Annotated in this window: 23 protein-coding genes; all 23 read right to left on the reverse strand. The window is 38.8% G+C overall.

Features of this window, described 5'->3' with window-relative positions:
* Positions 1-43: 43 nt before the first annotated feature.
* Positions 44-394: a SpoIIAA family protein gene (locus JS40_RS11365; protein ID WP_034260657.1), complete on the reverse strand. Its 351-nt coding sequence runs from the start codon at positions 392-394 to the stop codon at positions 44-46.
* A 37-nt stretch (positions 395-431) separates the two neighbouring features.
* A complete protein-coding gene (locus JS40_RS11370) occupies positions 432-854 on the reverse strand; it encodes a Fur family transcriptional regulator (protein ID WP_034260660.1) in 423 nt (140 codons plus the stop codon).
* A 16-nt stretch (positions 855-870) separates the two neighbouring features.
* Complete coding sequence (locus JS40_RS11375) at positions 871-1,209, reverse strand: P-II family nitrogen regulator (protein WP_034260662.1); 339 nt, start codon at positions 1,207-1,209, stop codon at positions 871-873.
* A gap of 115 nt (positions 1,210-1,324) precedes the next feature.
* Positions 1,325-2,572 carry an efflux RND transporter periplasmic adaptor subunit gene (locus tag JS40_RS11380; protein ID WP_034260663.1) on the reverse strand — a complete coding sequence of 416 codons (1,248 nt, stop codon included), beginning with the start codon at positions 2,570-2,572 and terminating at the stop codon, positions 1,325-1,327.
* 20 nt (positions 2,573-2,592) lie between these two features.
* Positions 2,593-6,996 (reverse strand): CusA/CzcA family heavy metal efflux RND transporter, encoded by a 4,404-nt coding sequence (locus tag JS40_RS11385; RefSeq protein ID WP_034260665.1) that lies wholly within the window; start codon positions 6,994-6,996, stop codon positions 2,593-2,595.
* A gap of 118 nt (positions 6,997-7,114) precedes the next feature.
* A complete protein-coding gene (locus JS40_RS11390; RefSeq protein WP_233273965.1) occupies positions 7,115-7,510 on the reverse strand; it encodes a hypothetical protein in 396 nt (131 codons plus the stop codon).
* Positions 7,511-7,886: 376 nt separating this feature from the next.
* Positions 7,887-10,118: a TonB-dependent receptor family protein gene (locus JS40_RS11395; protein ID WP_034260669.1), complete on the reverse strand. Its 2,232-nt coding sequence runs from the start codon at positions 10,116-10,118 to the stop codon at positions 7,887-7,889.
* A gap of 597 nt (positions 10,119-10,715) precedes the next feature.
* Complete coding sequence (locus JS40_RS11400; protein WP_034260671.1) at positions 10,716-11,129, reverse strand: DUF6691 family protein; 414 nt, start codon at positions 11,127-11,129, stop codon at positions 10,716-10,718.
* Positions 11,130-11,131: 2 nt separating this feature from the next.
* Positions 11,132-11,689, reverse strand: coding sequence for a YeeE/YedE thiosulfate transporter family protein (locus tag JS40_RS11405; protein WP_034260673.1), 558 nt, complete (start codon positions 11,687-11,689; stop codon positions 11,132-11,134).
* 73 nt (positions 11,690-11,762) lie between these two features.
* The gene (locus tag JS40_RS11410; protein ID WP_034260675.1) at positions 11,763-12,983 is read right to left on the reverse strand and encodes an MFS transporter; all 1,221 of its coding nucleotides are present in this window, start codon (positions 12,981-12,983) and stop codon (positions 11,763-11,765) included.
* A 6-nt stretch (positions 12,984-12,989) separates the two neighbouring features.
* The gene (locus JS40_RS11415; RefSeq protein ID WP_034260677.1) at positions 12,990-14,318 is read right to left on the reverse strand and encodes an MBL fold metallo-hydrolase; all 1,329 of its coding nucleotides are present in this window, start codon (positions 14,316-14,318) and stop codon (positions 12,990-12,992) included.
* Between the two features lie 90 nt (positions 14,319-14,408).
* Positions 14,409-15,308 (reverse strand): sterol desaturase family protein, encoded by a 900-nt coding sequence (locus JS40_RS11420; protein ID WP_034260679.1) that lies wholly within the window; start codon positions 15,306-15,308, stop codon positions 14,409-14,411.
* A gap of 2 nt (positions 15,309-15,310) precedes the next feature.
* Complete coding sequence (locus JS40_RS11425; protein ID WP_034260681.1) at positions 15,311-16,114, reverse strand: sulfite exporter TauE/SafE family protein; 804 nt, start codon at positions 16,112-16,114, stop codon at positions 15,311-15,313.
* A gap of 60 nt (positions 16,115-16,174) precedes the next feature.
* Entirely contained in the window at positions 16,175-16,801 is a 627-nt protein-coding gene (locus JS40_RS11430; RefSeq protein ID WP_034260683.1) for a Crp/Fnr family transcriptional regulator, read from the reverse strand.
* A 27-nt stretch (positions 16,802-16,828) separates the two neighbouring features.
* Complete coding sequence (locus JS40_RS11435) at positions 16,829-18,571, reverse strand: efflux RND transporter periplasmic adaptor subunit (RefSeq protein ID WP_034260685.1); 1,743 nt, start codon at positions 18,569-18,571, stop codon at positions 16,829-16,831.
* A 31-nt stretch (positions 18,572-18,602) separates the two neighbouring features.
* The gene (locus tag JS40_RS11440) at positions 18,603-19,091 is read right to left on the reverse strand and encodes a DUF305 domain-containing protein (RefSeq protein ID WP_034260688.1); all 489 of its coding nucleotides are present in this window, start codon (positions 19,089-19,091) and stop codon (positions 18,603-18,605) included.
* A gap of 21 nt (positions 19,092-19,112) precedes the next feature.
* Positions 19,113-19,823, reverse strand: a complete 711-nt coding sequence (locus tag JS40_RS11445) for a PepSY domain-containing protein (RefSeq protein ID WP_034260690.1) — start codon at positions 19,821-19,823, stop codon at positions 19,113-19,115.
* A complete protein-coding gene (locus tag JS40_RS11450; protein WP_034260692.1) occupies positions 19,823-22,339 on the reverse strand; it encodes a heavy metal translocating P-type ATPase in 2,517 nt (838 codons plus the stop codon). The genes JS40_RS11445 and JS40_RS11450 overlap by 1 nt, the downstream gene beginning before the upstream one ends.
* A gap of 1 nt (position 22,340) precedes the next feature.
* On the reverse strand, positions 22,341-22,634 hold the full coding sequence (locus JS40_RS11455; RefSeq protein WP_034260694.1) for a hypothetical protein: 294 nt from the start codon (positions 22,632-22,634) through the stop codon (positions 22,341-22,343).
* An 11-nt stretch (positions 22,635-22,645) separates the two neighbouring features.
* Entirely contained in the window at positions 22,646-23,872 is a 1,227-nt protein-coding gene (locus JS40_RS11460; protein WP_034260696.1) for a permease, read from the reverse strand.
* 86 nt (positions 23,873-23,958) lie between these two features.
* Positions 23,959-24,537 (reverse strand): DUF2911 domain-containing protein, encoded by a 579-nt coding sequence (locus JS40_RS11465; RefSeq protein ID WP_034260698.1) that lies wholly within the window; start codon positions 24,535-24,537, stop codon positions 23,959-23,961.
* Positions 24,538-24,543: 6 nt separating this feature from the next.
* On the reverse strand, positions 24,544-25,020 hold the full coding sequence (locus tag JS40_RS11470) for a YybH family protein (RefSeq protein ID WP_034260699.1): 477 nt from the start codon (positions 25,018-25,020) through the stop codon (positions 24,544-24,546).
* Between the two features lie 18 nt (positions 25,021-25,038).
* A complete protein-coding gene (locus JS40_RS11475; RefSeq protein WP_034260701.1) occupies positions 25,039-25,587 on the reverse strand; it encodes an ion channel in 549 nt (182 codons plus the stop codon).
* Positions 25,588-26,022 lie beyond the last annotated feature (435 nt).

Consider the following 26,022-nt stretch of genomic DNA (forward strand, 5'->3'; position numbering starts at 1 on the left):
CACTTTTTCATTTTAAAAAATTCAATATTTTATTTCGCCATCGTTATTTTTCAATCCAGCTTTTAGCAAGTTCTTTATCTTCCGAATGAAAATATTTAATATGTGCCTCAGAGAATGGCAAAAGATTTTTGGTAAATTCTTCCTGCCATTCTATACTACCTACAAGTGCCACTTTTTTTAAATGGTCTTGTTTTGGAATTTTGAATTCCATTTCATTTTCTACAGTTTGATGCCTTGTATTTTTGACTTCACTGACTTCTATATACCAAGCAGCACTTTTGTATTTTTCAAGATGCTCACTAACAGCCGTTAATAACATTGTGGCATCATCTTCGTCCATACCATTTTCTGCCAATGCGTATAGAATATTATCTTTTTTATAAATCGCTAACATAATAGGATTTTTTATGGTTTATATTTCTTGATATTAACTAGTCTGATTGCCTACTGCACTTCTCACACACACCTTTTACAACCAGATTGATATCTTCTGTGATATAACCCTCCGGTAGATTGATTTGTGGTATTTTATGTTCTGTGAGGCAAACGGTTTCATCGCAGTTGCTGCAATGAAAATGCAGGTGCAGGTCGTTGCCAACCTCACATTCACAATTCTCTTCGCATAGCGCGTACTTTAATACTCCTGTGCCATCTTCAATTTGGTGGACAATGCCTTTATCTTCAAAGGTTTTCATTGTTCTAAATAGGGTGCTCCTTTCAGATATTTTAAAATCCTTTTCCAGATCGCCAAGGCTAATGGCCACCTCTAATTCTGCCAAACGCTTATAAGTCATTAGCCGCATAGCCGTAGGTCGTATGCCTTTGCTTTCCAGAAGTTGGACTATTTTTTCCATTTTTATCGCTGGGGTTTTAAATGTCGTACCGTTTTAAGGATTTACCCGTTTTGATTTGGAAGGCATCTTCTATATCCGATAGATAGATGATACCGTCGCCAGGTTCGGGCGTTTTACCATTTTCTAAGATGATGTCGATTGCTGATTGCGCTTCTTCATTTTGACATACCAACTCCACTTTAACAACTGGGCTATCGGTTATATTAAAATCGAGGGAAGGTCTTGCCCCTTTTGCTTTGAATGCACCGGTACCCTCTGCTTGAGAGAGCGTCATACTTTTAAAACCGTTATCGCTAAGGGCTTCGATGACCCTTTGTATCCTATTGGGTTTTACGAATGCTTTTATTTCTTTCATATTATAAATGTTTAAAATGTTAATCGATTTTGAACCGAGCTTGCTTTCTAATTTTTAACTAACTAAATTAAGTCGATAAACAAACTCGGAATCAAAATCTTTGATTGTTCTTGGACTAGTGGTCGTGATCCAATTCACCTTTTATCATTTCCGAGGAAAGCATATAAGCTCCCTTTATAACCACTTTGGCATCCGTTGAAACGTCGGCGGGAAGGTTTATTTCTACAAACCCTAAATCGTGCACACCAATGCTTACAGGTATTCTCTTAAACTTCATTTTGTTTTCTTCTGGTGCCTCATCTTCATCCACGATAAAAACGTAGGACTGTTCTCCTTCCTTGATAATTGCTTCCTCAGGAACTGCAAAGCCTGACTTTTTACCTTGAATAATTCTTCCTTCTACATACATACCAGGCAAGAGGTCTCCATTTTTATTGTCTATATCTGCGTGAACGTGAAGGGCTTTTGGGTCTTCCTCAAATGTCTTTCCAATGGAATGTACTTCGGCGCTTAACAGCTCATCTGGTCTTGATGCGACCGTAAATTGTATTTTTTGACCCACCTTTACTTTTGGTATGTCTTTTTCATATACCTTAAGGTCCAAGTGAATTTTTGAATTGTCACTTACTGTAAACATTTTGGTCTGTGTGGCCACATAGTCTCCTAAGGTTACCATTATGTCATCGACATAGCCTGAAATTGGCGTAGTAATAGGTACGGCTGAAAATATTTCACCTTGTTCAACCTTAGTCGTATTGATTCCTAACAGGCGTAGTTTAGACCTTAATCCATTTACACTCGATGTTGTAGAACGAAATTTGGATTGCGCCATTTGAAATTCTTTTCCAGAGGAAACTCCTTTATCATAAAGGGTCTGTTTTCGCTCAAAATCTTGCTTGAGAAACACAAGTTCATCGTTCTTTTCCTGATATTCCTGTTGCATAGAAATGATATCTGGATGTTCCAAATAGGCCAAAACCTCACCCTTTCGTACTTTATCTCCTTCTATTACTTTGATGGAACGTACATTACCGCCTACAAAAGGACTAATGTTGGCCATATCTTGAGGAAATAGCTCCAGATTACCTGTAACTTTAATATTGTTACCGAGGTTTCTTTTTTCCAAGGTCTTGGTCTCTAAGCCAATGGTCTCTATTTGTTGTGTGGTAAGTTCTACCACGCCTTCTTCTCCTTCTTCCTCGTGGCTACCTTCTTCTTCGTCGTGACCCTCTTCGCCGTGCGTAGCTTCGGTTTTTGACACGCCTTCAGTTTCATTTTGACCCAATTCAGAATCGGGCTTATCGTTACAGCCTACCAATAAGAAGGTTAATAGTACTGTTGTAATTATTGCTATATTTTTCATTATATTCTCCTTTTTTAGGTTTATAGATTGCCCAATTGATACTGTAACTCAATGGCTTGTTGATTATACTGGTTAATAAATTGTAAGTGGTTCTGCTTTATGCGAATGGCACTGTTTAAAATCGTGATATAGTTTACATAGTCTATTTCGCCTTCTTTGGAAGCAAGTTCTGCTGTTGTAATTTGCTCTTCGGCCAAAACCAATGCACCTTCTTGGTAATAATTCAGTGTTTTTTGGGTTTTTTCCAATGATTTTAACAATTGTGATACCCTGCTTTCGGTTATTGCCTTTTGTTCCAAATATTGGTTCTCGGCTACCATTGCATCTGCCTTAGCAGCCTTGACCCTTGCTTTTTGAGGGAAGAACCACAACGGGATACTTATACCTGCTTGATAGGTGTTGAACCCTGAAACATCGTCAACGATTTGTCTTCCATAGGTAAGGTTGAACTTTGGCAAAAACTGGGATTTTTCGACGCCAACGTTGGCTTTGCTCACCTCGGCATTTTGCATAGAATATTGCAACAATGGATTGTTATCTATGGATGTTGAATCTAAAACGTTCATATAATTCAACGGTTCGTAAGTACCTCCAACGGTTTCAATTTCTTGGTCAATCCCCAAATACTGTTTCAACGCCCTTTTGGCAATCTCGATATCGTCATAGGCCTGTTGTCTCAAGACCTGTATCTGTTGATATTCAGAAGAAGCCGCGATAAATTCCAGCTTCCCCGTTTCACCTGTATCAAAACGCAGTTCTGCAGCTGTCTTGAAGTTGTTATACACACTATCCAACTGTTCCGCGAAGCGCAACTGGGCTTTATTATAATTTATCTGGTCATAGGCCTGCATCACATTACGCACCAATTGTTGCTCGCTAAGGGCATAAAACTTCTCGCCCAATTGAACACGTTGCTTATAGAACTTGGATTTTGAGAAACCAGATAACAAATCGATATTTCCCTGCTGCACCCCAATGGTAGTTTGCACACCGGGCAGGTCATTACCGAATTCTTCTTTGCCCGTAAAAATTTGTGTACTACCAAGGTCGAAACTTGTTCCTTTCATCGCCCGCTCACGGTCTATAAAAGACTGACTTTCCTTAAGGGAAGGGTAGTTTTCTTTTGCCAAAGAAATAGCCTCCTCCAAAGTAATAGTCTGTGCGATACCACGGTCTTGTGCATTTACTGAATTCGAGGTTAAAAACCCCCCTAAGCTCAATAATACAACCAAAACAGTAGTGCTCTTGTTAATATAACTTGGGTCATTTCCATTATCCTTTCGTTGCTTACGAGCTTCCAACCAATAATATAATACTGGAAGGACCACAAGTGTTAAAAATGTTGCTGTGAGCAATCCGCCGATAACCACCGTTGCCAATGGTCGCTGCACTTCGGCACCTCCCGAGGTAGAAATCGCCATTGGGATAAAGCCCATAATGGCCGCCGTTGCGGTTAGCAAAATTGGTCGTAACCGTTCGTGTGTTGCTTCGTATATTCGTTTCTTTAAGTCTGTCATTCCACTTTCTTTTAATTCGTTGAATTTGTTTATCAGTACCAAACCGTTTAATACCGCTACCCCAAACAGTACAATAAAACCGACTCCTGCTGAAATACTGAATGGCATTCCCCTTATCCAAAGGGCAAACACACCGCCAATGGCTGCCAGAGGTACTGCCATATAAATCATAAGCGATTGCGAGAACGAGCTCAACGCAAAGTAGAGCAATATGAATATTAGGAAAAGTGCGATAGGCACTACAATCATTAATCGGTCTGATGCACGCTGTAAGTTCTCGAACGAGCCTCCGTAGGTTACAAAATAACCAGGTGGCAGTTTTACATCAGTTTCCAATTTTTGCTGAATTTCCTCGACCATCGATTTTACATCACGTCCACGAACATTGACCCCTACCGAAATACGACGCGAGGTGTTGTCCCTTGAAATTTGCATCGGCCCTGGTTTGTAACTAATATTTGCAACCTCTTTCAACGGTACTTGTGCACCACTGGGTAAATCGATATACAGATTTTTAAGATTGTTGATGTCTTGTCTAAACTCCTTTGCCAAACGAATAACCACATCAAAGCGTTTTTCACCCTCAAAAATCACACCTGCCGCTTCTCCTGCAAAGGCAGCACTTACATAATCATTTAGTTTATCGACGGTTACTCCGTATTGTGCCATTTTTGCGCGATTGTATTCTACCGTCATCTGTGGCAAACCGCTCGTAGCTTCCACATTGAGGTCGGCCGCTCCTGGAACGCTTCTGATAACCGCTGCGATTTCCTGAACCTTGTCTGCCAACACGTCCAAATCTTCTCCATATAATTTAATGGCCACGTCCTCACGAACACCTGTCAATAATTCATTAAAACGAAGCTCTACAGGTTGCGTAAACACGAAATTCACACCGGGAACAACTGAAATTTTGTCCTGTATTTTTTCTATGAGTTCTTCTTTGCTATCTGCGGAAGTCCATTTGCTCTTATCCTTTTCAAGAATGATATAGCTATCGGCAATGTCCATTGGCATTGGGTCTGTTGGTATTTCGGCCACACCAATCCTTGAAACCACTGTTTTTACTTCAGGAAATTCATTGATTAAATTTTGAAGTTTTTTTGAAGCTTCAATAGATTCTGTAAGACTGCTCCCTGGTTTTATCAAGGCCTGAAATGCAATATCGCCCTCATCAAATTTGGGTATGAATTCGCCACCCATATTGCTGAAAATATATCCCGCAATCAATAATAAGGCGACTGCACCTAAAACAACACCTGCTCTAAATCGAAGTGCAAAATTGAGCAAGGGTACATACGCCCTATTTAAACCGGACATTATTTTATCACTGAATCTGTCAATCTTGTTTTCAAATTTGGCGAACCAACTGTTCTGATTTTTGGCAGGTTTTAGGAACATTGACGAAATCATTGGCACGTAGGTAAGACAAAGGATAATCGCTCCCAGAACTGCAAATCCGAAAGTAAATGCCATTGGACGGAACATTTTTCCTTCAACACCGGTCAAAAAGAGAATCGGTGTAAATACAATAAGGATAATTAGCTGTCCGAAAAATGCCGAATTCATCATTGTACTTGCCGAGTCGTAGGCGATTTCGTCCATTTCGGCCTGACCTATCGCTGCTTTTGATTTTTTCATCCGTTGATGAATATGGAACACCATTCCTTCTACAATAATAACTGCGCCATCCACAATGATTCCAAAATCGATTGCTCCCAAGGACATTAAATTGGCCCATACACCAAATTGCTTCATCAAGATAAACGCAAAGAGTAATGATAGCGGAATTACAGAGGCTGTTATCAATCCGCCACGGAAACTTCCCAAGAGTAATACCAGTACAAAAATCACGATAAGCGAACCTTCAATAAGATTTGTTTCTACGGTACTTGTGGTTCTTCCAATGAGTTCACTTCGGCTTAAAAACGGTTCTATGTAGACACCTTCTGGAAGCGATTTTTGAATTTCGTTGATGCGCTCTTGTACATTTTCTATGACAGTGCCAGGGCTTTCGCCTTTAAGCATTAAAATTTGGCCACCAACAGTTTCGTGTCCATCTTGGGTAAACGCACCATAGCGCACTTGATTGCCAAAGCCTACTTTTTCGGCAACGTTCCTTACCAAAACTGGGCTTCCGTTTTGAGTGGTTACAACGGTGTTTTCCAAGTCTTCAAGGCTACGCGCTAAACCCTCGCCACGGATAAAATTGGCTTGGTGGTTTTTTTCGATATAAGCACCTCCCGTATTGGCATTGTTCATTTCAAGGGCTTCAAAAACCTGATTCATTGTAATGCCGAAACTTTTTAGTTTGTCAGGGTTTATGGCCACTTCGTACTGCTTTACGTAGCCTCCAAAAGCATTCACTTCAACTACTCCAGGAACTAATGCCATTTGGCGCTTTACAATCCAATCCTGAATGGTACGAAGCTCCATAGCATCGTATTTTTCTTCGTAGCCTTCCTTTACTTTTAAGGTATATTGGAATATTTCGCCCAAACCTGTAGTTATGGGTGCCATAAATGGCTCGCCGAAGCCTTCGGGGATTTCCCCTGAAACTTCGGTTAATTTTTCTTGCACCAATTGCCGGGGCAGGTAGGTACCCGCTTCATCCTCAAAGACAATGGTAACCACAGACAGCCCAAATCGGGATACAGAACGTAGCTCGATAACGTCAGGAAGGTTGGCCATTGCCAATTCTACTGGATAGGTAACAAATTGCTCAATATCTTCAGTACCTAAATTTGGGGCAACGGTAATAACCTGTACTTGGTTGTTGGTAATATCGGGTACAGAACCCAGGTTTATAGTAGCCATAGACCAAATGCCCGTACCCACAAGCGCTACTATAAATAGGCCAATAATAAACTTGTTATTAATGGAAAATGAAATGATTTTGTTAATCATAGAAAAAGTATTAATTCAGTTTAAACCTCGCAATGCAAATAGATGCAATACGTTTATGATGCGATGCTTACTTTAAAAAGCATCACGATAGGATATAGCTATCCTTAAAAAAACTGAATTATACTTTAGGGGGTTGGAATAGGGATTCCAGATATCTGGAAGTGAAGTTTACCTTATATAAACTAAATTGCTTTTTATCTTCAAACTTTAACCGATTTGTTGTATCGGTATTTTTATTTGCAGCAAACAAAACTAAGGGATGACAACATTGATGATGGCTATGTACAGGTGCATTCTCCTTATCAGAGTCATTGTGGTGCCTTTCATCTTTTGCTTCCTTACCAAAGTAATCTTCAACTACATAATCGAGGAAAGAGTCACCATAAACCTTATGGTCCTGGTAATGGGTTACGATGTTTGAAATTTCTTTAATGGGTCCACAAAAGTCCATATCAAGACTAATTCCCTGAAAAAAGAACAATAGCGACATTGATATGGAAAAAAGTGTTTTCATAAATTTTAACAAAGATACAAATTAATCGATGCACAGGTTGTGCAAAAAATTGAAGCGGAATAAAAAAGATTAATTTTGTCAAAATTAGGGCCATCTGCTTTTTTTTATTTAAAATGAACGTAAGCCCCAGTTATGATTAAAGGCTAAATGAATACTACCAAGGTAACCAATATCACACTCATACCTCCTCCCTTAAGTGTTTTTATTAAAAGGCACGTAAGAAAGCCTATTCTATACAAAACTTGGCAAGGTTTTATTTTTGAAAATACGGCAATTTATTTTCAATGATTTAAAAACCAGAGTCTTGCGGTATGTAGTTATAAATTAAACAAGATTATCTGAAAGAAAAGAAACGGTTATGATATTGTTTTGATTTCTAAAATCCATACGCCACGGCAAAATTAACCCCAAATGGATGCCCAGGGCGTAATCCTGCCGGAACCCTCGATACTGCATAGGTTGTATTAAAAAGATTTATGATGTTTGAAGACAGGGTGAAGTTCTCATCAATAAAATAACGGGCAGACAAATCCACTATGAAATTTGAATCTACTTTAAAGTTTTCCGGGATTGATCCAGAACCTGCTTTTGTTCTGAAAGCACTTGTGTATCGTGAATTTACATTTACATCAAACTTTCTGTGCTGCAACCCTAATGACGCGTTGAATTGATTTCTTGCAATATAAGGTATCTCATCGCCTTCGGTGACTATGCCGTAAATGTCCTCATTACTGTCAAAACTGGTTAAAAATTCAGTATCGGTAAGGGTGTATGAGATGGATAAGGGCAGCTTAAATCTATTACTTTGTTTATGCAACAGGTTATAATTAAGCAAAAACTCGATACCGCTTACACGAACTTCGCCAGCGTTAAATTGGTCAAGGCTTCCTGTACCACCAGTAGCGGCCAAATCACTTCCAAGTAGGTTTTGGTAGTCATTGTAAAAACCTACGACTTCGCCGTTGAAACCTTTAAAACTAAAACGGGAACCTAATTCATAATTAATGCTTTCTTCAGGATTTTGCCCTGGGGTATTACTTGGCGGTGAAAAGCCTTTATGAACACCACCAAATATTGAGAGGTCATTACTGAACCTATAATTAGCCCCAATTCCAGGAATCCAGACATTTACTTCGTTTTCTCTAATCGATAGGTCTTGACCAGTTCGTGAAGGGTCGTCAGTACCATAATCTGTCCGGGTCAAAGTGATGTTTTCATAGCGCAACCCTGGGGTCAAGGTCAAATTTTCAATTTTTACCGTGTACAGTAAATGTGCTGCCAGTGCTTTAGCACTGCTTATACGGTTAGCATCTGTTCCTTTTTCGCCAACGGTAGTCCGTATCATTTCTTGGTTTTGAAACGCATATCTATCCACCCATTGAAACCTGTCCTCGTCATCTTCGTGGTAGCGTATTCCTGCTTCTAAGCGCTGTATCCATTGGTTACCCCATTTTAGCGTAGCAACAGATTGAATTCCGTTTGAAGTATAGACCCTGTTGTTTGCCTTTATGCCCAAAGCATCGGGTTGGGTGTCATCGTTGCCCAAGAGCGTTTGATATTCAGAAGGAAAATTTTCTGGTGATGATAAAATGTTATTAATACTTACACGTTCACCTAAATTTACATCATCCAATTTATACCAATTCCGTTTAAATCTATTGAGATAGCCTGTGGTCCTTATATTAAGTGATGGTGACAAACGGATAAAATGGGTAAGCTGGTACTGTTGGTGTTCGGCGTTCATTACATCTTCTGAAGAAGCTCTGTATCTTCTAAAAGGGTTTTCCTCAAAATCTGCGTCTGTCAGTCCCAAATAGGTCTCGTTGGCCACTTCTTCTGAATATTGGATTTTAAATAGTAGCGACTGATAGATTTTGGCATCCAAATTTGTATTTATTCTGAATTTGGCCAAATAATCTGTCTTGTCGAAACCCGTGTTTCCACCACCGTCTAAATCCTTAAAACCATCGGAACTGTAGTTGAAATAATCCGTCACAAACCCAAAATTCTTAAAGCTATTGCCCAATACCAATTGGGTGTTTCGTGAATCATAGTTTCCGGCAGCAATCGACGCTTTCCCAGAAAATCTTTCCGGTATACGAGAGGATATCATATTTATGGCACCACCCGTGGTGTTGGGGCCGTACTGTATTTGGCTGCTTCCTTTTAACACCTCTATGGCTTCCATTCTGCCAATAGTAGGAAAATAGTAGGCAGCTGGTGCACTGTAAGGGGCAGGCGCAATCAACACACCATCTTCCATTAAATTAATCTTAGCGCTACGCTCAGGCGAAGTACCCCGTAAACTAATATTTGGACGTAATCCAAAGCCATCTTCTTCGTAGATATTAATACCTGGAACCGTGCGTAAAATTCTATTGATATTGGTATAAGAGAACTTTTTTAAGTCTTCATTTGAGATATAAGTTGCAGAACCCGTTTTGTTTCTTGCCTCAAATTTACTGCCCAATAATACATTTCCCGTAACGACGACTTCCTTAAGTCGCTCGGTTTGTTGATTGGTTGAGTCTTTTTTTTGTGTGTTGGTCTGTGCCAATCCCGAAATATAAAATAGCAAGGCAATTGCTGTTAAGGATATAATTTTCAATTGTAACTTTATTTAGAATGATTATAAATAGAGCGCAAATGTAATATCCTCTTTTGTATCTTCCAAGTTATTTAGAATAATTCTTAATAATAATTTTTATGATAGCTTATAAATCTTGAAATTATAGAAATGAGAAAAACCATAATTACGAATTTTTAAGTTGAAGTATTTTGATAAAAAGGAATATGAAACTATTCTATTTATATGCTTAAATATTGAAGCTAAATTTCTGTTATGCAGTATTTATAATGGAATTGATAGAATCAAAACATATTGTTTGAAACTACCATAATTACATAAAAATGTAGCTTAATGAATTTAGTTAAACAAGGAAAAAGTTAACTAGTAATGTAAAAGTTATTAATGCATTAAAGATTTGTGTTTTCAAGCCTGTCTTAAAAGCCATCGAAAAGGAAGTATAATTTATTTAATGATTGATATCCAGTGAAATTAAGTCAATTCATATTTTTTCTTGAGCCTTACAGGAATGTAAGCGTGATGGGTTAAATAACAATATTTCATTATTTAAAACAATCGTATAGTCCACAAACTTTATATGTAATAAAGGTGACTATATATTTGATAGTTCCCTAAATTTTAATGCGGTAACCTACCCTTAACCAAGCCATATAAAAAAGTTCCTGCAACTGCACCGAAAATCACAACTAAAATAGAAACATAACCTGCGCCTGCCAGTACATACATAGGGCCAGGACACGCACCTGCAAGAGCCCATCCTAAACCGAATATAATTCCACCTATTAAATATCTAGCGACACTTTTATCTTTAGGCTTTAGACTCATTTCACTTCCGTCAAGCGGTTTAATTTTTTTTCTTTTGATTATCTGTACGCCAATGATTCCAAGCACCAAAGCTGAACCTATAATGCCGTACATATGAAAGCTGCCAAACTGGAACATCTCATATATACGAAACCACGAAGCAGCTTCAGACTTGAACATTATAATTCCAAAAAAAATACCAATTGCTAAATATGTAATGTATCTCATTATTAAAATATTAAGGGGTAAATTAAATGTATCATTACCAGCCCACCGATAAAGAAACCTATGACAGCTATAAGTGAAGGCAACTGCAGATTACTTAATCCGGAAATTGCGTGTCCCGAGGTGCAACCACCAGCGTATCTTGCTCCAAAACCAACTAATAAACCACCTATCAACAATACCGCGATGATAAAAGGATTAGTTAAGGTATCTGTAGCGAATATTTCTGGTGGCATATAGCTTTCGCCAGCACTTGTAATATTGTAGTCGTTCGAGAGCTGTTGGGCAACTTTAGGGTTAATTTCAACTGTATTGTCACTCATATAATTTGTAGCTATGAAACCACCTATAATAGCGCCCAGAACGACAATTAAATTCCAGCGTTCTGCTTTCCAATCAAATCTAAAGAAATCAGCTGCCTTTCCTGCGCCTACCGCAGCGCAAGCTGTACGTAAGTTTGAGGACATACCAAATTGCTTTCCAACGAGCAACAATAACAACATCACAAGTGCAATAAGTGGTCCTGCGATATACCACGGCCACGGTTCATATATCCAATTCATACACATAAATTTTATTTGTTAATTATCATTTTTAAAAATTTCATAGTTTGTAGCAAGGGTCGCCAAAAGAACTTTAAAAATTCTTTATTAACTTAAGTTGTGGCATCCTATATTTGATTACCATTGCCGATAGTATGGTTATGCCTCCTATAGTCAGTATTGCCATCGACACACCAAATAAATCTGCGATAATGCCGGAAACTACTGCTCCAATAGCATACCCCAAATCTCGCCACAATCTAAAAGTTCCTATGCTTTCTGCACGTTGGGATGGGTTCGTAGCAGCTGCAATTGTAGACAAGAAAGTAGGGTAGACCAGTGCAGTACCAATCCCCAACGTAAAAGTTAAGACAACTAGAATTATGTAGCTCTCTGTAATGAAGGGTAAAATTAAAATCGCAATACCTTGCAAAAGCATTCCCCAGAATAACATTGCTTTTTTAGAATATACATCTGACATCCTGCCCGTAAATAATTGTCCCAATCCCCAAACCGTAGGGTAGATAGCGGTTATAATCCCTATATTTTGAGAATCGTAGTTGGACTGAAGCAAAATCATTGGCAATAGCCCCCATATCATTCCATCATTAAGGTTGTTTACCAGCCCTGCTTGGCTCACAGAACTAAGGGTTTTATCTTTTAAGGTGGTTTCCCAAAAAACATTTTTAAGTGAGGTAGAATCATCAGTTTTACTTTCTAGGTTCACAAACTTACCGGTATCATTTATAAAGAAGAGGCTCAATAAAAGTCCTATAATTGATATGACAATTCCTATGTAAAACGGATATGGGGTTATACCATATTGGTCCGCGACATAACCTGATAAGAATGCTACTATACCGATGGCAAAGTAACCTGCAAATTCATTGAGCCCCATAGCCAGTCCGCGATTTTTCTCCCCTACCAAATCAATTTTCATTACCACGGTACTGCTCCAGGTCAGACCTTGATTGATTCCTAGAAGAAGATTGGCAACTATCACCCAGTTCCAATTGCTTACATTCATTAAAATAAAAGGAACAGGAATGGCGAATAACCATCCAAAAATCAATAAATTTTTTCTACCTATTAGATTTGCCAGGCGCCCGGTAAAGTAATTGGTCAGAGCCTTTGTAATTCCGAATGCTGTTATGAATGAAAGTACTGCTGTTTTTGATTCAATCCCAAAAACCTTCTGTGCATATTCAGGGAATATGCTGCGTTCCAATCCAACCATACCGCCAACAAAGGCGCTTACCAAAATTAAAAGAGAAAACTGTTTCCAGTTCTCCCTTAACCCTAAACGAATATCCATAGAAAATTATTTAAATTTTTCGATATCATCGCTTAGGTCATATACTTTAGTTCCAGAAATTTTATTTTTAATTATGCTACTTCCTGCAGCACTTCTGTAACCGCCTGCACAGTGCACTACAATAGGTTTATCTGTAGGGATATCATTAGCAGTTTCTCTCAGCTCATTAAGAGGATGTGAAATGGCGCTGTCGAAAAACTTTTCTTCTTCTACCTCGCTTGTATTGCGTATATCAACTATGGTGTACTTTTTAGGATTGTTCTTAAAGTCAGACAAGTCCAGTTTTTCGGTTTTTACCAGATTTTCTTGAGAAAGGGTGATAACTTGTTTCAGCTGTTTTTCGTAGCCTATTTTTGCCACACGGTGTAATAAACTATCCTTGTTTTCGACCTTGTCTATAACCAAGGTAAACTTTTCCCTAGGCTCAATAATAGAACCCAACCAGGTTTCGAACTTCGCGTTTTCTGATACAGCCTGAATGTTAATGCTTCCCTTCAAATGTCCATTTTTAAATGTGGCTTCGTCTCGCGTATCAACTATAAGTCCTTCCGCAACTGTATTTTCAGTGAATGGAATGTTTTCAATGGAAGGTTGCAAATCTGCTGCACCAGTTTTATTGACATCCACATTATAACCAAAATAGGAAGGAATAAAGGGTTGACCATCAAGTAAGGTGTCTATAAATTCTTCTTTGGACTGCTCTTTAAATGCCCAATTGCCCATACGCTCATTGCCTAGGGTACTGCTAGAATCATTACCTATACTCTTTCCGCAAAGGGTACCTGCACCGTGTGCTGGGTAAACCAAAGCATCATCAGGTAAATTCTTGAATTTATCTGTAATGGTTTCGTACATCATTTCGGCCAGTTCTTCTCGTTTGGCTTTCATATTACCCGCCTTCTCACGTAAATCTGGACGGCCTACGTCGCCTATGAAAAGAGTGTCACCAGTAAATAATACCGTTTCCTCGCCCTCAGTTGCCACTACGGTTATACTGTCTGGCGAATGCCCTGGGGTATTTATTGCCTTAAGTATAACTGTTCCTAATTTTATACTTGCACCTTCATCAAAGGATTGATGCGGGTAGTCTGCACCTACTTTTGTACTGGTATACACTACAGCGCCTGTCTTTTTATGGATTTCGAGATGCGAGCTTACAAAATCAGCGTGTGGATGTGTTTCGATTACTGCAACGATTTCTACATCGTTAGCTTTCGCGAAAGCGTAATACTGCTCAGGGTTGCGTTCTGGGTCTATTACCGCCATCTTACCATTGCTTACAATTGCATAAGAGTAGTGGGCAAGTGGCTTGTATTCAAATTGTTTGATATTCATAATCACTGTTTTTTTGTAAAATTAAAAAAGGTCTACGGCATTTTCTGTAACCTTTGATACATAACAACAGATTAGTCAAATGGTGAAGCCTTATGAGTTATGTTTTTTTGAATTATCTGTATTTCGAACAAACGGATACTTCAGCTGTTCCCAAAACGTCCTTGGAAAATTCGTGTCGTTTTCAAAACCTAATACAATATCTCGACCACTTTTGGGTACATAGGCAGTATTAAATAAATAATCCCAGACACTCAAGGTAAGTCCGAAATTCATACCATAGGGATGGCTTTTGGGAAGCTCTTTAGAATGGTGCCAAATATGCATACGTGGATTGTTGAATATGTAGCCCAGCTTTCCGTAGCTCCAGTCAAGGTTTGCGTGGTTGAGATGCCCTACAAAAACGGCAAACATATGTACCACAAAAAACTGTTCGATACCGAAACCTATCATTGCCAGTGGTATGTACTGTATGGACTTATACACGATGGTCTCCAAAAAATGAAACCGAAATTGTGCGGCAAAACCCATTTCCTTAACGCTATGATGAATTTTATGGAATTTCCACATCCATGGAATTCTGTGCAGCATCCTATGAACATTCCATTGCACAAAATCTGCAATGATGAACATTATTAAAAGTTGCGACCATACCGGAAGTGTCTGCACCTCTATGGCTACTATATTTGTAATGCCAAAAAGGCCCAAGAAATCATTAAATAATTCTACACCAACATTAGAGAGTGCATTGTAACCAATTAAGGAAAACAGGAAGAAATTAAAAAGAATATAAAAGGCATCCAGAAAAAATCCCTTTCTCAAAACAGGTTGCTTTTTACGCCAAGGGATGATAATTTCCAATAGAAATACAAGTAAAGACAACCCTATGAGCCAATAAAAATAATTGGTCCACGAGGGATTGGTTATTTCTTGAATTAGGTAGTTGTAATACCCTGAAAAAGATTGTTTTATTATTTCAATGTATTTTCCCATAGTTATTGCTTGGCAATTTCCTTATAGATAATATAGATACCCATTACCAACACGAACCAGCCAAATCCTTTCTTTAATTTTTTTCCATCGATAAATTTATTTAGCCATATTCCAATAAAAATACCCACTATTGAAATTCCTGTAAAAATAAGCAGGAATGGCCAATCAATATCTAAATTTTGAACATCGCCCAAAAACCCGATCAAAGATTTAATTGCAATAATTAAAAGTGAAGTGGCCACCGCTTTTTTCATAGGCAACTTTGCCAACAGAACCAAAGCCGGAATAATCAAGAACCCACCGCCAGCACCTACAATACCTGTAATTGTTCCCACAATAATACCTTCAACTATGATAAGTGGATAATTATAGGTGATTTCCGTTTCCTCATCCGTTTCCTTACGTTTATTTCGTATCATCGAAACGGAAGCCAATAGCATTATGATAGCAAAAAACAGCATAATAGCCAGATTCTTAGTGACCATAAAATCGCCTATTTGAAAAAGCTCTTCGGGTATGGCAGGAATTAAAAAGGCTCTAGTAAGATATACTGCGATAAATGCAGGTATGGCGAAGATGATGGCAGTTTTAAAATCTACCATTCCCTTCATCATATTTTTAAATGCTCCAACAAGTGAAGTTGCACCCACGACAAACAATGAGTAGGCTGTAGCGATTACGGGATTGAGAGAGAGTGCGTATACCAAAATGGGAACAGTAAGGATTGAGCCACCGCCGCCAATTAAACCTAAAACGAGCCCTATGAGCAGCGCCCCTATATATCCTAAAATTTCTACGATTTCCATTTGTCAAACCAGTTATGAGACAAATGTACCTGTCAGTATATTAAATGTTTGTAACCGATGTTACAGTACTTCGATAAAACTGCGGTGTAATTTTATTTTAAGGTCCTTTTCCATTTTTTTAAGCAGTCTGGAAATAACCACACGGCTGGTATGAAGGTCTGCTGCAATTTCTTTGTGTGTTGTATATATGTGTTTACTGTTTAGTAATTCAATTTTATTATTTAAATAATTTTCCAAACGTTCATCCATATTATTGAAGGCAATGTTATCAATGCTTTCGAGCATTTCCATCATACGTGCGTGATAACTTGCAAATACAAAGTTTCGCCAAGTTTTGTATTTTCTTGACCATTCTTCCATTTTACCTATAGGAATCATCAAGAGCTTTGTAGGGGTCTCGGTAACTGCGTGTATTTCACTTTTCGTATTTCCCATACAGCAGGTCATTGTCATTGCACAGGTATCGCCTTTCTCAAGATGGTATAGTAACAACTCTTCTCCATCGGCATCTGGACGCATAATTTTTATACTGCCTGATAACAATAAAGGCATAGACTTTATAAATTGTCCTGGTCTTATTAAATCTTGTCCTTCCGGAACTTCCATAAAGGTTGCTACCTGATTTATTTCCTCTAACAGTGCTTGTTCAAATTGGGAACCATAGTGTAACTGCAGTGCTTTGTTCATTTTATTAAATCATTTTCTATTTCTAAACTATTTTATTTCCTCAATCACACTACCACACGTCAACATCGCATCGCCATAATAAGGGTTACGAATTTCTTCTTCCGTGCTTAGCCAGACCGCGCCTTTATTTTTATTGGCCATTGGGCATTTCTGAACGTATAGTATCGCATCAGTTCCATTTACACTCATCGCAATGGGCACCATATTTTCATTTAATATTACAAAATGGTCACGTTGATTTTCCAAGTTGTCATTCGCCGCAATGGCATCGAGCATTTCGATACTTTTCTTAATATGTGATTGTTCCATACTACCGAGACTTTTAATATCAGCGGATTTTAAAAATGTTGATGTCGCTTTCGCAAAAGCGGAAACTTGACTGGCATCGCTCGCTACCAATGCATCTTTCATCTGCAAATAAGGCTTGAGGGCCTTTTTAAATTGCTTTTGAAAATTCTCTGTAAATTCCATTTTCATTTGAGACATAGGCATCTCAGGTGCCTGTTCTTTTCCCTGATTCATCATAGATTTTTTGCCTTGTAGCTGGGCTGCTGCGTCTACTGTAAAGGTTCCGTTGGTCACAATCTCGTCGCCAGTCTGTAAGCCTTCTATCACAGTATAATTTTCGCCATTTCGATTTCCTATGGTTACTTCACGCATTTCAAAAACAGGTTCGTTGGGGTTGGTTTTTATATAGACCAATGAGCGTTCGCCTGTCCACATTACGGCACTTGCAGGAACTGTAATAACTTGGTTGTTCATCTTCATTTCCCCTTTGAGTTTGCCAGTTACAAACATACCTGGTTTAAATAGGTCTTCTGTATTTTTAAGTGTTGCTCTAACGGTAACCGTTCTTGTTGCATTGTTAAGTATGGGGTCAATAAACGAAATCGTGGCGTCAAATTCTTTATTGGTATAGGCATTGGTTACTACCTTTATTTTCTGACCTACTTTTAAATCTGAAATTTGATTTTCATAGGCATCAAATTCTGCCCAAACCGAATTCAAATTGCTTACCTTCAAAATAGGCTGACCTTGTTTTACATAGTCGCCTTCACGTGCCATCACTTCTGAAACCGTTCCTGAAACAGTGGCATATACAGGAAAATTATCGCGTACATTTCCAGAGGATTCTATGGCATCAATCTGGTTATCGGAAAGCTTCCAATTTTTCAATTTATTTCGAACTGCTTTATACAGTTCAGGCTGCGATTCTTTTAATGAAGCTGTTGTGAGCAATTCTTGCTGTGCAGCGACCAAATTTGGCGCATAAATGGTGGCCAGCAATTGACCACGATTTACTTTTTGGCCTTCATAATTGACATTCAAACGTTCGATACGCCCATCAAAATAGCTTGCTTGTACGGCATTGTTTTCTTCGTTGGTATCGATTTTGCCCGAAAGTGAAATCATCCCATCGGCTTCAGACATTGTACCATTACCCACTATAGTAGTTTGAATGTTGGCCAGTGCCATTGCGTTCTCTGTCATTTTAATCTCATTCATTGCAAGGCCATCGGCACCAGATTCGGCAGGTATCAAGTCCATTCCACATATAGGGCAGTCGCCTGGTTCGGGTTGCATAATCTGTGGGTGCATTGAGCAGGTCCACATTTGGTTTTCCGACTCGCCGGAATGGTCGTGGGTATCTGACATATCGGATAAATCCTTAACAGCATTTTGTTCTGTTCCTGAATTTCCGAATATGAGATATCCTGCCAATAAGCCTGCGATAACTGCAATACTTATATAAATAATGTTCTTTTTCATAATAATAATTTTATAGAAATTAGTACTCGTACTATTCCTCTTTTTCGTTTTCTAATCTGTAAATTATTTTTTTCATCTGTGCGATTTCCCGTAATTGTGCCTCAATAATTTCTTCTGCCAATTTTTTAGCTTCAGGGTCTTTGATATCTGCTCTTTTACTTGTTAAAATTGCTATTGAATGGTGCGGTATCATTGCTTTCATCCAGAGCACATCGCCCACAGTTGATTTTTGTTCACGCACCAAGGTCAAAGCACTTACAAACAATACTATACTTCCTAAAACAATTGCGATATTCTTTTTCTTGTTTTTGTACATCCCGCGCATTGCAACAAACATAATAATGGCCATCGCTGCAATCCCTAAACAGACCATATAAAAGCGGGTTAGGCTGAACCATACGTGGTCCCACTCATAAGTGTTTAGGTACATTGTGATGTACATAGCCACGAAGGATGCAGCGAGCATTCCTACAAATTTTGTGTATTGATTTTTCTTTTTGTTTTCCATTGAATTTTCCATAATAGTTGATTTTAATGTTACTTATTTACGATTGTTTTTAATTAATTTTCTAAGAGTTGGTGATGAAATATACCAAAGGATAAAGCCACTCAATACTGTTATCAAGCCTAACAGTGAAAAAGCTCTTAAAACAATAGTGTTGAAGTTATCCCTTCCCTGATAATCCATTGTGTGGGTCATCCATAAAAAATCGAACCAGCGCCAATCGCGATGACGTACTGTTTGAAAAGCACCATTCTCAATCGCCACGTAGGCTTTTAAATTTTCATCGGTTTTATATGAAATCTCATAAGCAGGTAATGGTCGTCCGCGGTACTCGTGGTGGTCGCCAACAGATTCAATTCTTCGTATTTGGTCAAATTCTAAATCTGCCAACATATAGCGTTCTGACACTTTGATTGCTTCTTGTTCTGTGAGCTCGTCTTTCTTTGTTCCTGTAAGTGCATTATAAAGCACAGTCTCATTAATCCAATAATAGGGCGCATCCGCTATTTCAAGTAATTCTAATGACTTAATCGGTTCCTGAATATTTAGTTGAGAACTTCCCACCAAACCTGAAAATGCAGTTTGTTCAGGAATCTCTTTTTTGAAATGGTCGCCGTGTATCTCGTCAATATCCGTCCAGCTAAAATACATCCCGCTAATCGTCCACATCAGGAACTGAATACCCAGGAAGATACCCAAGTAGCGGTGGGCTTTTCGAATCCATTTTGCTGTTTTTCTATTGACCATTAGCTATCGATTTTTTTGGTACGTAATCGTAAGGCATTTGCAATAACCGATACGGAACTAAAACTCATTGCCAAAGCTGCAATCATAGGTGATAATAACAAACCGAAAAACGGAAATAGGACTCCAGCCGCAATGGGCACACCTAAGGTATTATAGATGAAAGCGAAAAAGAGATTCTGCTTGATATTTCGCATAACCATATGGCTTAAATTTTTAGCTTTTACGATACCGTGCAAATCACCTTTTACCAAGGTTATCATCGCACTTTCTATGGCTACATCTGTACCTGTCCCCATAGCGATTCCCACATTACTTTTTGCCAGTGCTGGTGCATCATTGATGCCATCACCTGCCATTGCGACCACCTTCCCTTCATTCTGCAATTTTTCAACTTCCTGCAACTTATTTTCAGGTAACATACTGGCTTTAAAGTCAGCAAGGTTTAGCTCTGATGCTACGGCCTGTGCTGTATCGTGGTTATCGCCCGTGAGCATTATCACGGCAATCCCCTTGTCCTGTAATTCCTTGATGGCCTTGGCGCTTGTTTTCTTGATTTTGTCGCCTATCACGACATAGCCTGAAACCTTACCATCAATAGCTAAATACGAAACGGTTTTCCCTTGTTTTTGAAAGGATTGTGCTTCATCTTTCATAGCAGATGAAATAGTAGCCTTGGCATATTCCATCATCCTATCGTTTCCTAAATCGAGCTTCTTGCCATCAACAGTACCTTCTACGCCTTTTCCCGTTATTGCGCTGAAATTTTCGGTTTTTGATAGTTCAACATTCTGCTGCTTTCCGTATTTCACAGTAGCTTCGGCCAATGGATGCTCGCTGGAACTGTTTAGAGATGCAATAAAATGTAGAATTTCGCTTTCGCTAAATTGTTTATCATCAAAAGAACCTACCTTCTCCACCGTGGGTTTTCCCTCGGTAATTGTTCCGGTCTTATCAACAATAAGGGTATCTACCTTGTCCATTTTTTCAAGGGCTTCGGCATTCTTGATAAGTACGCCATTCTGAGCGCCTTTACCAACACCCACCATAACGGACATCGGTGTTGCCAATCCTAATGCACACGGACAGGCGATAATCAATACGGCAATGGCATTCACAAACCCATAGACATAAGCGGGTTCCGGACCCCAGATTGCCCAAACGATAAAGGTTATGACCGCAATAAATATGACTATTGGCACAAAATAGCCTGAAACCGTATCGGCCAATTTCTGGATAGGGGCACGACTGCGACTGGCATCATTTACCATTTTGATGATTTGGGAAAGTAATGTGTCGCTACCTACTTTTTCGGCCTCCATCAAGAACGACTGGTTGCCGTTTATGGTACCGCTACTTACTTTGTCATCTACAGATTTATTAACTGGAATGGGCTCTCCCGAAATCATCGATTCATCTACAGTAGTTTCTCCTTCGGTAATTTTGCCATCAACAGGAATTTTATCTCCTGGTTTCACCCGTAATATATCTCCTTTTTCTATCTGGTCGATGGAAACTTCTTCTTCATTTCCATCGACTACCTTAATAGCTTTATTGGGCGCAAGTTTTAAGAGTTCCTTGACCGCAGAATTGGTCTTACTGTGCGCACGGGCCTCAAGTACCTGTCCGAGTAGCACGAGCGTTAAAATAACTGTGGTCGCCTCAAAATAAACAAATACAGTTCCTGATTCGGTTAAAAATTCTTGGGGGAAAAGCTGCGGAAACAGCATCCCGAAAACACTAAAAACCCAAGCCACTCCGGTACCTATCCCAATGAGCGTAAACATATTTAGATTCCAGGTGACGATACTGCGATACGCACGTTCAAAAAACATCCACGTGGCATAGAAAACAACGGGAAGGGAAAGCACAAACTGAATCCAGTTCCAGTATTTTATTTCGAGAATACTTTCCAAGGGATTTTTTGACAGCATTTCTGACATTGCTATGAAAAATATAGGCAATGTAAAAGCGACTGCTATCCAGAACTTTTTGAGCAATTTTTTATAGGTCTTTTCTTCTGCGGAAATATCGGGTTTCATCGGCACCAGGTCCATCCCACAAATAGGACAGTCTCCAGGTCCGTCTTTAACAACTTCAGGGTGCATAGGGCAGGTCCATTGCTCGGAAGTGGTGGCGGTTAAATTTTGTTCCTCGACCAAATCCATCCCGCAGACGGGGCAATCGCCCGGCCTTTCATAGGTCTTGTCTCCCTCGCAGTGCATTGGGCAATAGAACGTTCCCGTTCCCTTATCTTTGGGTTTTTGCTTTTTAGCGGAAGCGGAATCCTCTTTATGATGATGCTCGCCTGGTTTGTGGATAGAATACGTACCGCCGTCATCATTTAATATCTTTTGAAAAGTCTCGATAGGAATGTGATTATCCATTTCTATGATGGCTTCTGCCTTTTCCAAATTGACTGATGCACTGGTTACTCCCTCTATATTGGAAAGGGTTTTTTCGACGTGATTCTGGCAACCTTTGCAGGTCATTCCGTGTATGTGATAGGTATGTTTCATTTTATCTTAATTTTTTTCGCATTGCTTCAGAAATATTCTCTGCATAGACACCATAGGCATCGACCAATAATCCTTTAATTCCATTTTTTGATGAAATAGCGTAAAGAACGCTGTTGTCATCGGTACTGCTCATTCCTTCAAAACGATGCATCTCATCTACATCGAAATCCTCTGGATGTAATTTTAGCTTTAGCGCATTACATTCAATGTGTCCCGAACATAAATTAAAATCGTAGGTATAACCTTTCTTTTGCAAGTGGGTCATTGTTTGGGAAAGGGTATCGAATGTTTTCATAGCCACTAATTTTAGTTGATTAAAAATTTTACAATCAGTCCTCCTGCAAGCCATATATAACAGATGAAGGCTGCATATTTTAAAACACTTTCCAACAATGGACTTTTGGGTACCATCTCGCTCATTGAATGTTCTACATCTTTTTTCTTGAAAAAACCCAGATAAACGAGATAGGCCGAAATGATGAGAAAAGCAACGTTCAAGAAAAAGGTATAATCAATCTTGAAAAATTCGCTATCCTGAATCTTCACTTGTGATGAATCTGGTAGCATATTCAATGCATCAAACCCATAATGTAGCGTCAATGCCGTACCAATTAATGCTGTAAACAATAAAAACGTGATAAACAATGACATTTTCCAACCATAATACTTTGCATTGATTCTCAGTACTGGAAAAACCACCAAATCGCTAAAAAAAAAGGCCATTACGCCAGCAAAACTCACGCCTTTTCCGAATAGTAACGCTGCTAACGGAATGTTGCCCATTGAACCGATAAAAGTCAAAAATGCGGCAACCGGACCGACCACGATATGTTCCAGAATTTCGAAAAATGTGAAATCTGTATTGCCTTGACCGCTATTGATAAATAAGGTCTGAAAGAACGAATCTGGCACAAAAGCCGCTGTAATACCCGCAACGGTAAAACCTACGGTTACATCCTTCCAGACCATTTGCCATTCCATCTTGTATTTTTTGGCAACGCGCGCCCAACTGTCTTCGTTCTTGATTTGTTTCTTCCAATCTTTGGAACCGTCCATCTCATCATCATCTTCATTTTCCAGACTTTTGCGGGCTTTTTCGATGAGTTTTTTAGGATTGATGAGTCGTATCAAAATCCACGAAATACCAATCAAGAGAATACCACCTACATATTCGCCCACCACAAACTGCCAACCCAAAAAGATGGAAATGATAATCCCCAATTCTATGACGAGATTGGTCGATGCCAACAGAAAGGCAATGGAAGACACAAAACTTGCCCCTTTCTTAAAAATGGATTTTGTACCTGCCAAAGCAGAAAAACTGCACGAGCTACTTATAAAACCGAAAAACGTGCCCAAAAGCACACTTTTGCCTTCGTTTTCGCCCATTGTTTTTTGCATCTTCTTTTCGGTCACGAAAATCTGTATCATACTACTGATGATATAACCCAAAATGAATGCCCAAAGCGCCATCCAGAAAAATCCGGTAGTCGTATAGGCGGCTTCGCCCCATTGTTTTAAAAATTCGTTCACGGTTTAAACTGTATTAGTTTTTTATTCGTTGATGATACACGTGTTTTTAATTTCTTTATCATTGAGCTTTGGTTGACCATATCTTGCTATTTTACTTTGAATGGAATTACTACTTTAACTTTTTCCCAAGCCAATGTTATCTCACCTTCAGTATCGCTAATCTTATGGATACTATATTCTAAGTGTTCTTTTAGACTATCCGCAATAATAGGTTTTAACTTAAACCGTATCACATCATCATTTTCGTCATATTCATCCTTTCCGTGCTGGTTCCAATTGGAATTTAAAATGATGGTCCATTCTTCTTTTGAAGGAATGGTGAAAAATCCATATTTACCTGCTTTCAGTTCCTTACCATCTATTTCTAAATCCGTATCCGTCTCTATCCACGTAGCCATATGTGCTCCTGCTTGCCAGACTTTGTCATACGCCAGCAAACCACCAAAAATCATCCTGTCCCTAACCCCTGGCGATGAATAATCAATATGGATGTGCGCATTACCAATGGTCGCCATTGCAGAGGTGTGGGGGCTTAACACTTTTTTTGGCGGTTGTTCTATGGTTTTTTCTTTCGACTGTTCCGGCAATGGCTCGGTTTTCTTCTCTTTACAACTGATAATAAGAAGAAGACCGAACACTATACTAATTGAAATATATCTACTCATCGGATGTTACTTAGTATTTCTTGAAGATGAATGGGTTTTTATTATTTTCCATTTTCCATCTATTTTTTTAAGGATTGAGGTTGCTACCCCTTTTTTCTTTATGGTCCGGCTATTTCCCTTGTCGTCCGGATTGAGGACAATGGTATATATGTACGTTTCGGTAGTAAAGGCATAGGGTACATCTACCTTGGCATCGATTTCATAATCTGTAAATTCGAATTTTTCAAAGTGACCCAATTCCGGTCCTAAATGATGTTCTATATAGTGGCTGTACGTACCCTCGACGCCTCCCGATTCAAAAACCTCGGAATCCTCGGTAAATAATTCGAAAGTACCATCGGTCGTTAGGTTTTGTAGGGCATCCTTATAGCTTTTCATTACTGTAAGCACTGCTTCTTTTTCTGTTTTTGCATCTTGTCCAAATAGTGGGCTTGTCGCTATTATGAGCAACATTACCACCGTAGTTAATTTTAGTGTTTTCATACTTTTAGTTTTTAAAGGTTATTTATTTACTCGAATTCTATTCACATTTGCGATACCAAAGACCAGGACGAAAAACCGCAGTGCCACTTCAAGCGCCACCAGGATTTTCGCGGGTAAGGAAATTGGGACTATATCACCATATCCTACTGATGAGAATGTTATCAAACTAAAATAGGATAAATCAAAAAATACCGACAGTCCATCATTGCCAATACTGTTGTTCATTTTAAAATGAATAGCATCCACAAACTGTAACGCCGTGTAATCTATTGTAAACGATAAAACTATCAACACAATCAGATATCCGAACAAGACCAGTACGTGGCTCAATAGATGGCTCTGACCAATTATCTTCATTAATTGGTTAAAGGACAAGGCTATAATAAATCCTATTTTTAGTAATGTTAAGGCAAGAAGTATACCTATAGCCAAAACCCCTTCCATAGTAGGTAGCGCATACAGTTCGATTACTGAAGCAATAAGCAGCACCAATAGAACATACTTTGAGCTATTGAAAAGCTGCCCATAAAACGCCTCTGTGGTTTCTATGTCTTTTTCTTTATCCATTCTTATTTGTTAACTGTAAAAATCTCATCATAGGTCTTTGTTTCGAGTTTGCTTATTCTTCTAACCAAAAAACTGCAACGCCAATGCACCACCAATTATTAATGTTAGGATTGTATACACTATATAGTTAGTCCATTTCTTTAATGGACTTTTACTTTGCGCTTTGCCATTATTTGTATTGCAGCAATCCTTCATCAACTTTATATATTTTTTCAGCTTGAGATTATGAAACTGAAATTATTAGGTTATACTTGAAGATGAGAGGCGAACTGGTATTAACCAATAAACCAATCTGAAATGCTCACCTCCCAAAATCAAGTAATCTTCACTAAACTTCTCTTTTTCAATAATCCTCTATTTTGCCCGGAAAGGGAAGAGCTTCATCATCACTAATTGATGCATCGTCTCTTCCATATTCGGGCTACTATTAACCAA

It is taken from the genome of Altibacter lentus (genome assembly GCF_000746845.1).
Lineage (GTDB): Bacteria > Bacteroidota > Bacteroidia > Flavobacteriales > Flavobacteriaceae > Altibacter > Altibacter lentus.

What these genes read in the sequence shown, in the direction of transcription:
- JS40_RS11365 (WP_034260657.1), bottom strand. Translation starts at nt 394, where the DNA reads ATGTTAGCGATTTATAAAAAAGATAATATTCTATACGCATTGGCAGAA.
- JS40_RS11370 (WP_034260660.1), bottom strand. Translation starts at nt 854, where the DNA reads ATGGAAAAAATAGTCCAACTTCTGGAAAGCAAAGGCATACGACCTACG.
- JS40_RS11375 (WP_034260662.1), bottom strand. Translation starts at nt 1,209, where the DNA reads ATGAAAGAAATAAAAGCATTCGTAAAACCCAATAGGATACAAAGGGTC.
- JS40_RS11380 (WP_034260663.1), bottom strand. Translation starts at nt 2,572, where the DNA reads ATGAAAAATATAGCAATAATTACAACAGTACTATTAACCTTCTTATTG.
- JS40_RS11385 (WP_034260665.1), bottom strand. Translation starts at nt 6,996, where the DNA reads ATGATTAACAAAATCATTTCATTTTCCATTAATAACAAGTTTATTATT.
- JS40_RS11390 (WP_233273965.1), bottom strand. Translation starts at nt 7,510, where the DNA reads ATGAAAACACTTTTTTCCATATCAATGTCGCTATTGTTCTTTTTTCAG.
- JS40_RS11400 (WP_034260671.1), bottom strand. Translation starts at nt 11,129, where the DNA reads ATGAGATACATTACATATTTAGCAATTGGTATTTTTTTTGGAATTATA.
- JS40_RS11405 (WP_034260673.1), bottom strand. Translation starts at nt 11,689, where the DNA reads ATGAATTGGATATATGAACCGTGGCCGTGGTATATCGCAGGACCACTT.
- JS40_RS11410 (WP_034260675.1), bottom strand. Translation starts at nt 12,983, where the DNA reads ATGGATATTCGTTTAGGGTTAAGGGAGAACTGGAAACAGTTTTCTCTT.
- JS40_RS11415 (WP_034260677.1), bottom strand. Translation starts at nt 14,318, where the DNA reads ATGAATATCAAACAATTTGAATACAAGCCACTTGCCCACTACTCTTAT.
- JS40_RS11420 (WP_034260679.1), bottom strand. Translation starts at nt 15,308, where the DNA reads ATGGGAAAATACATTGAAATAATAAAACAATCTTTTTCAGGGTATTAC.
- JS40_RS11425 (WP_034260681.1), bottom strand. Translation starts at nt 16,114, where the DNA reads ATGGAAATCGTAGAAATTTTAGGATATATAGGGGCGCTGCTCATAGGG.
- JS40_RS11430 (WP_034260683.1), bottom strand. Translation starts at nt 16,801, where the DNA reads ATGAACAAAGCACTGCAGTTACACTATGGTTCCCAATTTGAACAAGCA.
- JS40_RS11435 (WP_034260685.1), bottom strand. Translation starts at nt 18,571, where the DNA reads ATGAAAAAGAACATTATTTATATAAGTATTGCAGTTATCGCAGGCTTA.
- JS40_RS11440 (WP_034260688.1), bottom strand. Translation starts at nt 19,091, where the DNA reads ATGGAAAATTCAATGGAAAACAAAAAGAAAAATCAATACACAAAATTT.
- JS40_RS11445 (WP_034260690.1), bottom strand. Translation starts at nt 19,823, where the DNA reads ATGGTCAATAGAAAAACAGCAAAATGGATTCGAAAAGCCCACCGCTAC.
- JS40_RS11450 (WP_034260692.1), bottom strand. Translation starts at nt 22,339, where the DNA reads ATGAAACATACCTATCACATACACGGAATGACCTGCAAAGGTTGCCAG.
- JS40_RS11455 (WP_034260694.1), bottom strand. Translation starts at nt 22,634, where the DNA reads ATGAAAACATTCGATACCCTTTCCCAAACAATGACCCACTTGCAAAAG.
- JS40_RS11465 (WP_034260698.1), bottom strand. Translation starts at nt 24,537, where the DNA reads ATGAGTAGATATATTTCAATTAGTATAGTGTTCGGTCTTCTTCTTATT.
- JS40_RS11470 (WP_034260699.1), bottom strand. Translation starts at nt 25,020, where the DNA reads ATGAAAACACTAAAATTAACTACGGTGGTAATGTTGCTCATAATAGCG.
- JS40_RS11475 (WP_034260701.1), bottom strand. Translation starts at nt 25,587, where the DNA reads ATGGATAAAGAAAAAGACATAGAAACCACAGAGGCGTTTTATGGGCAG.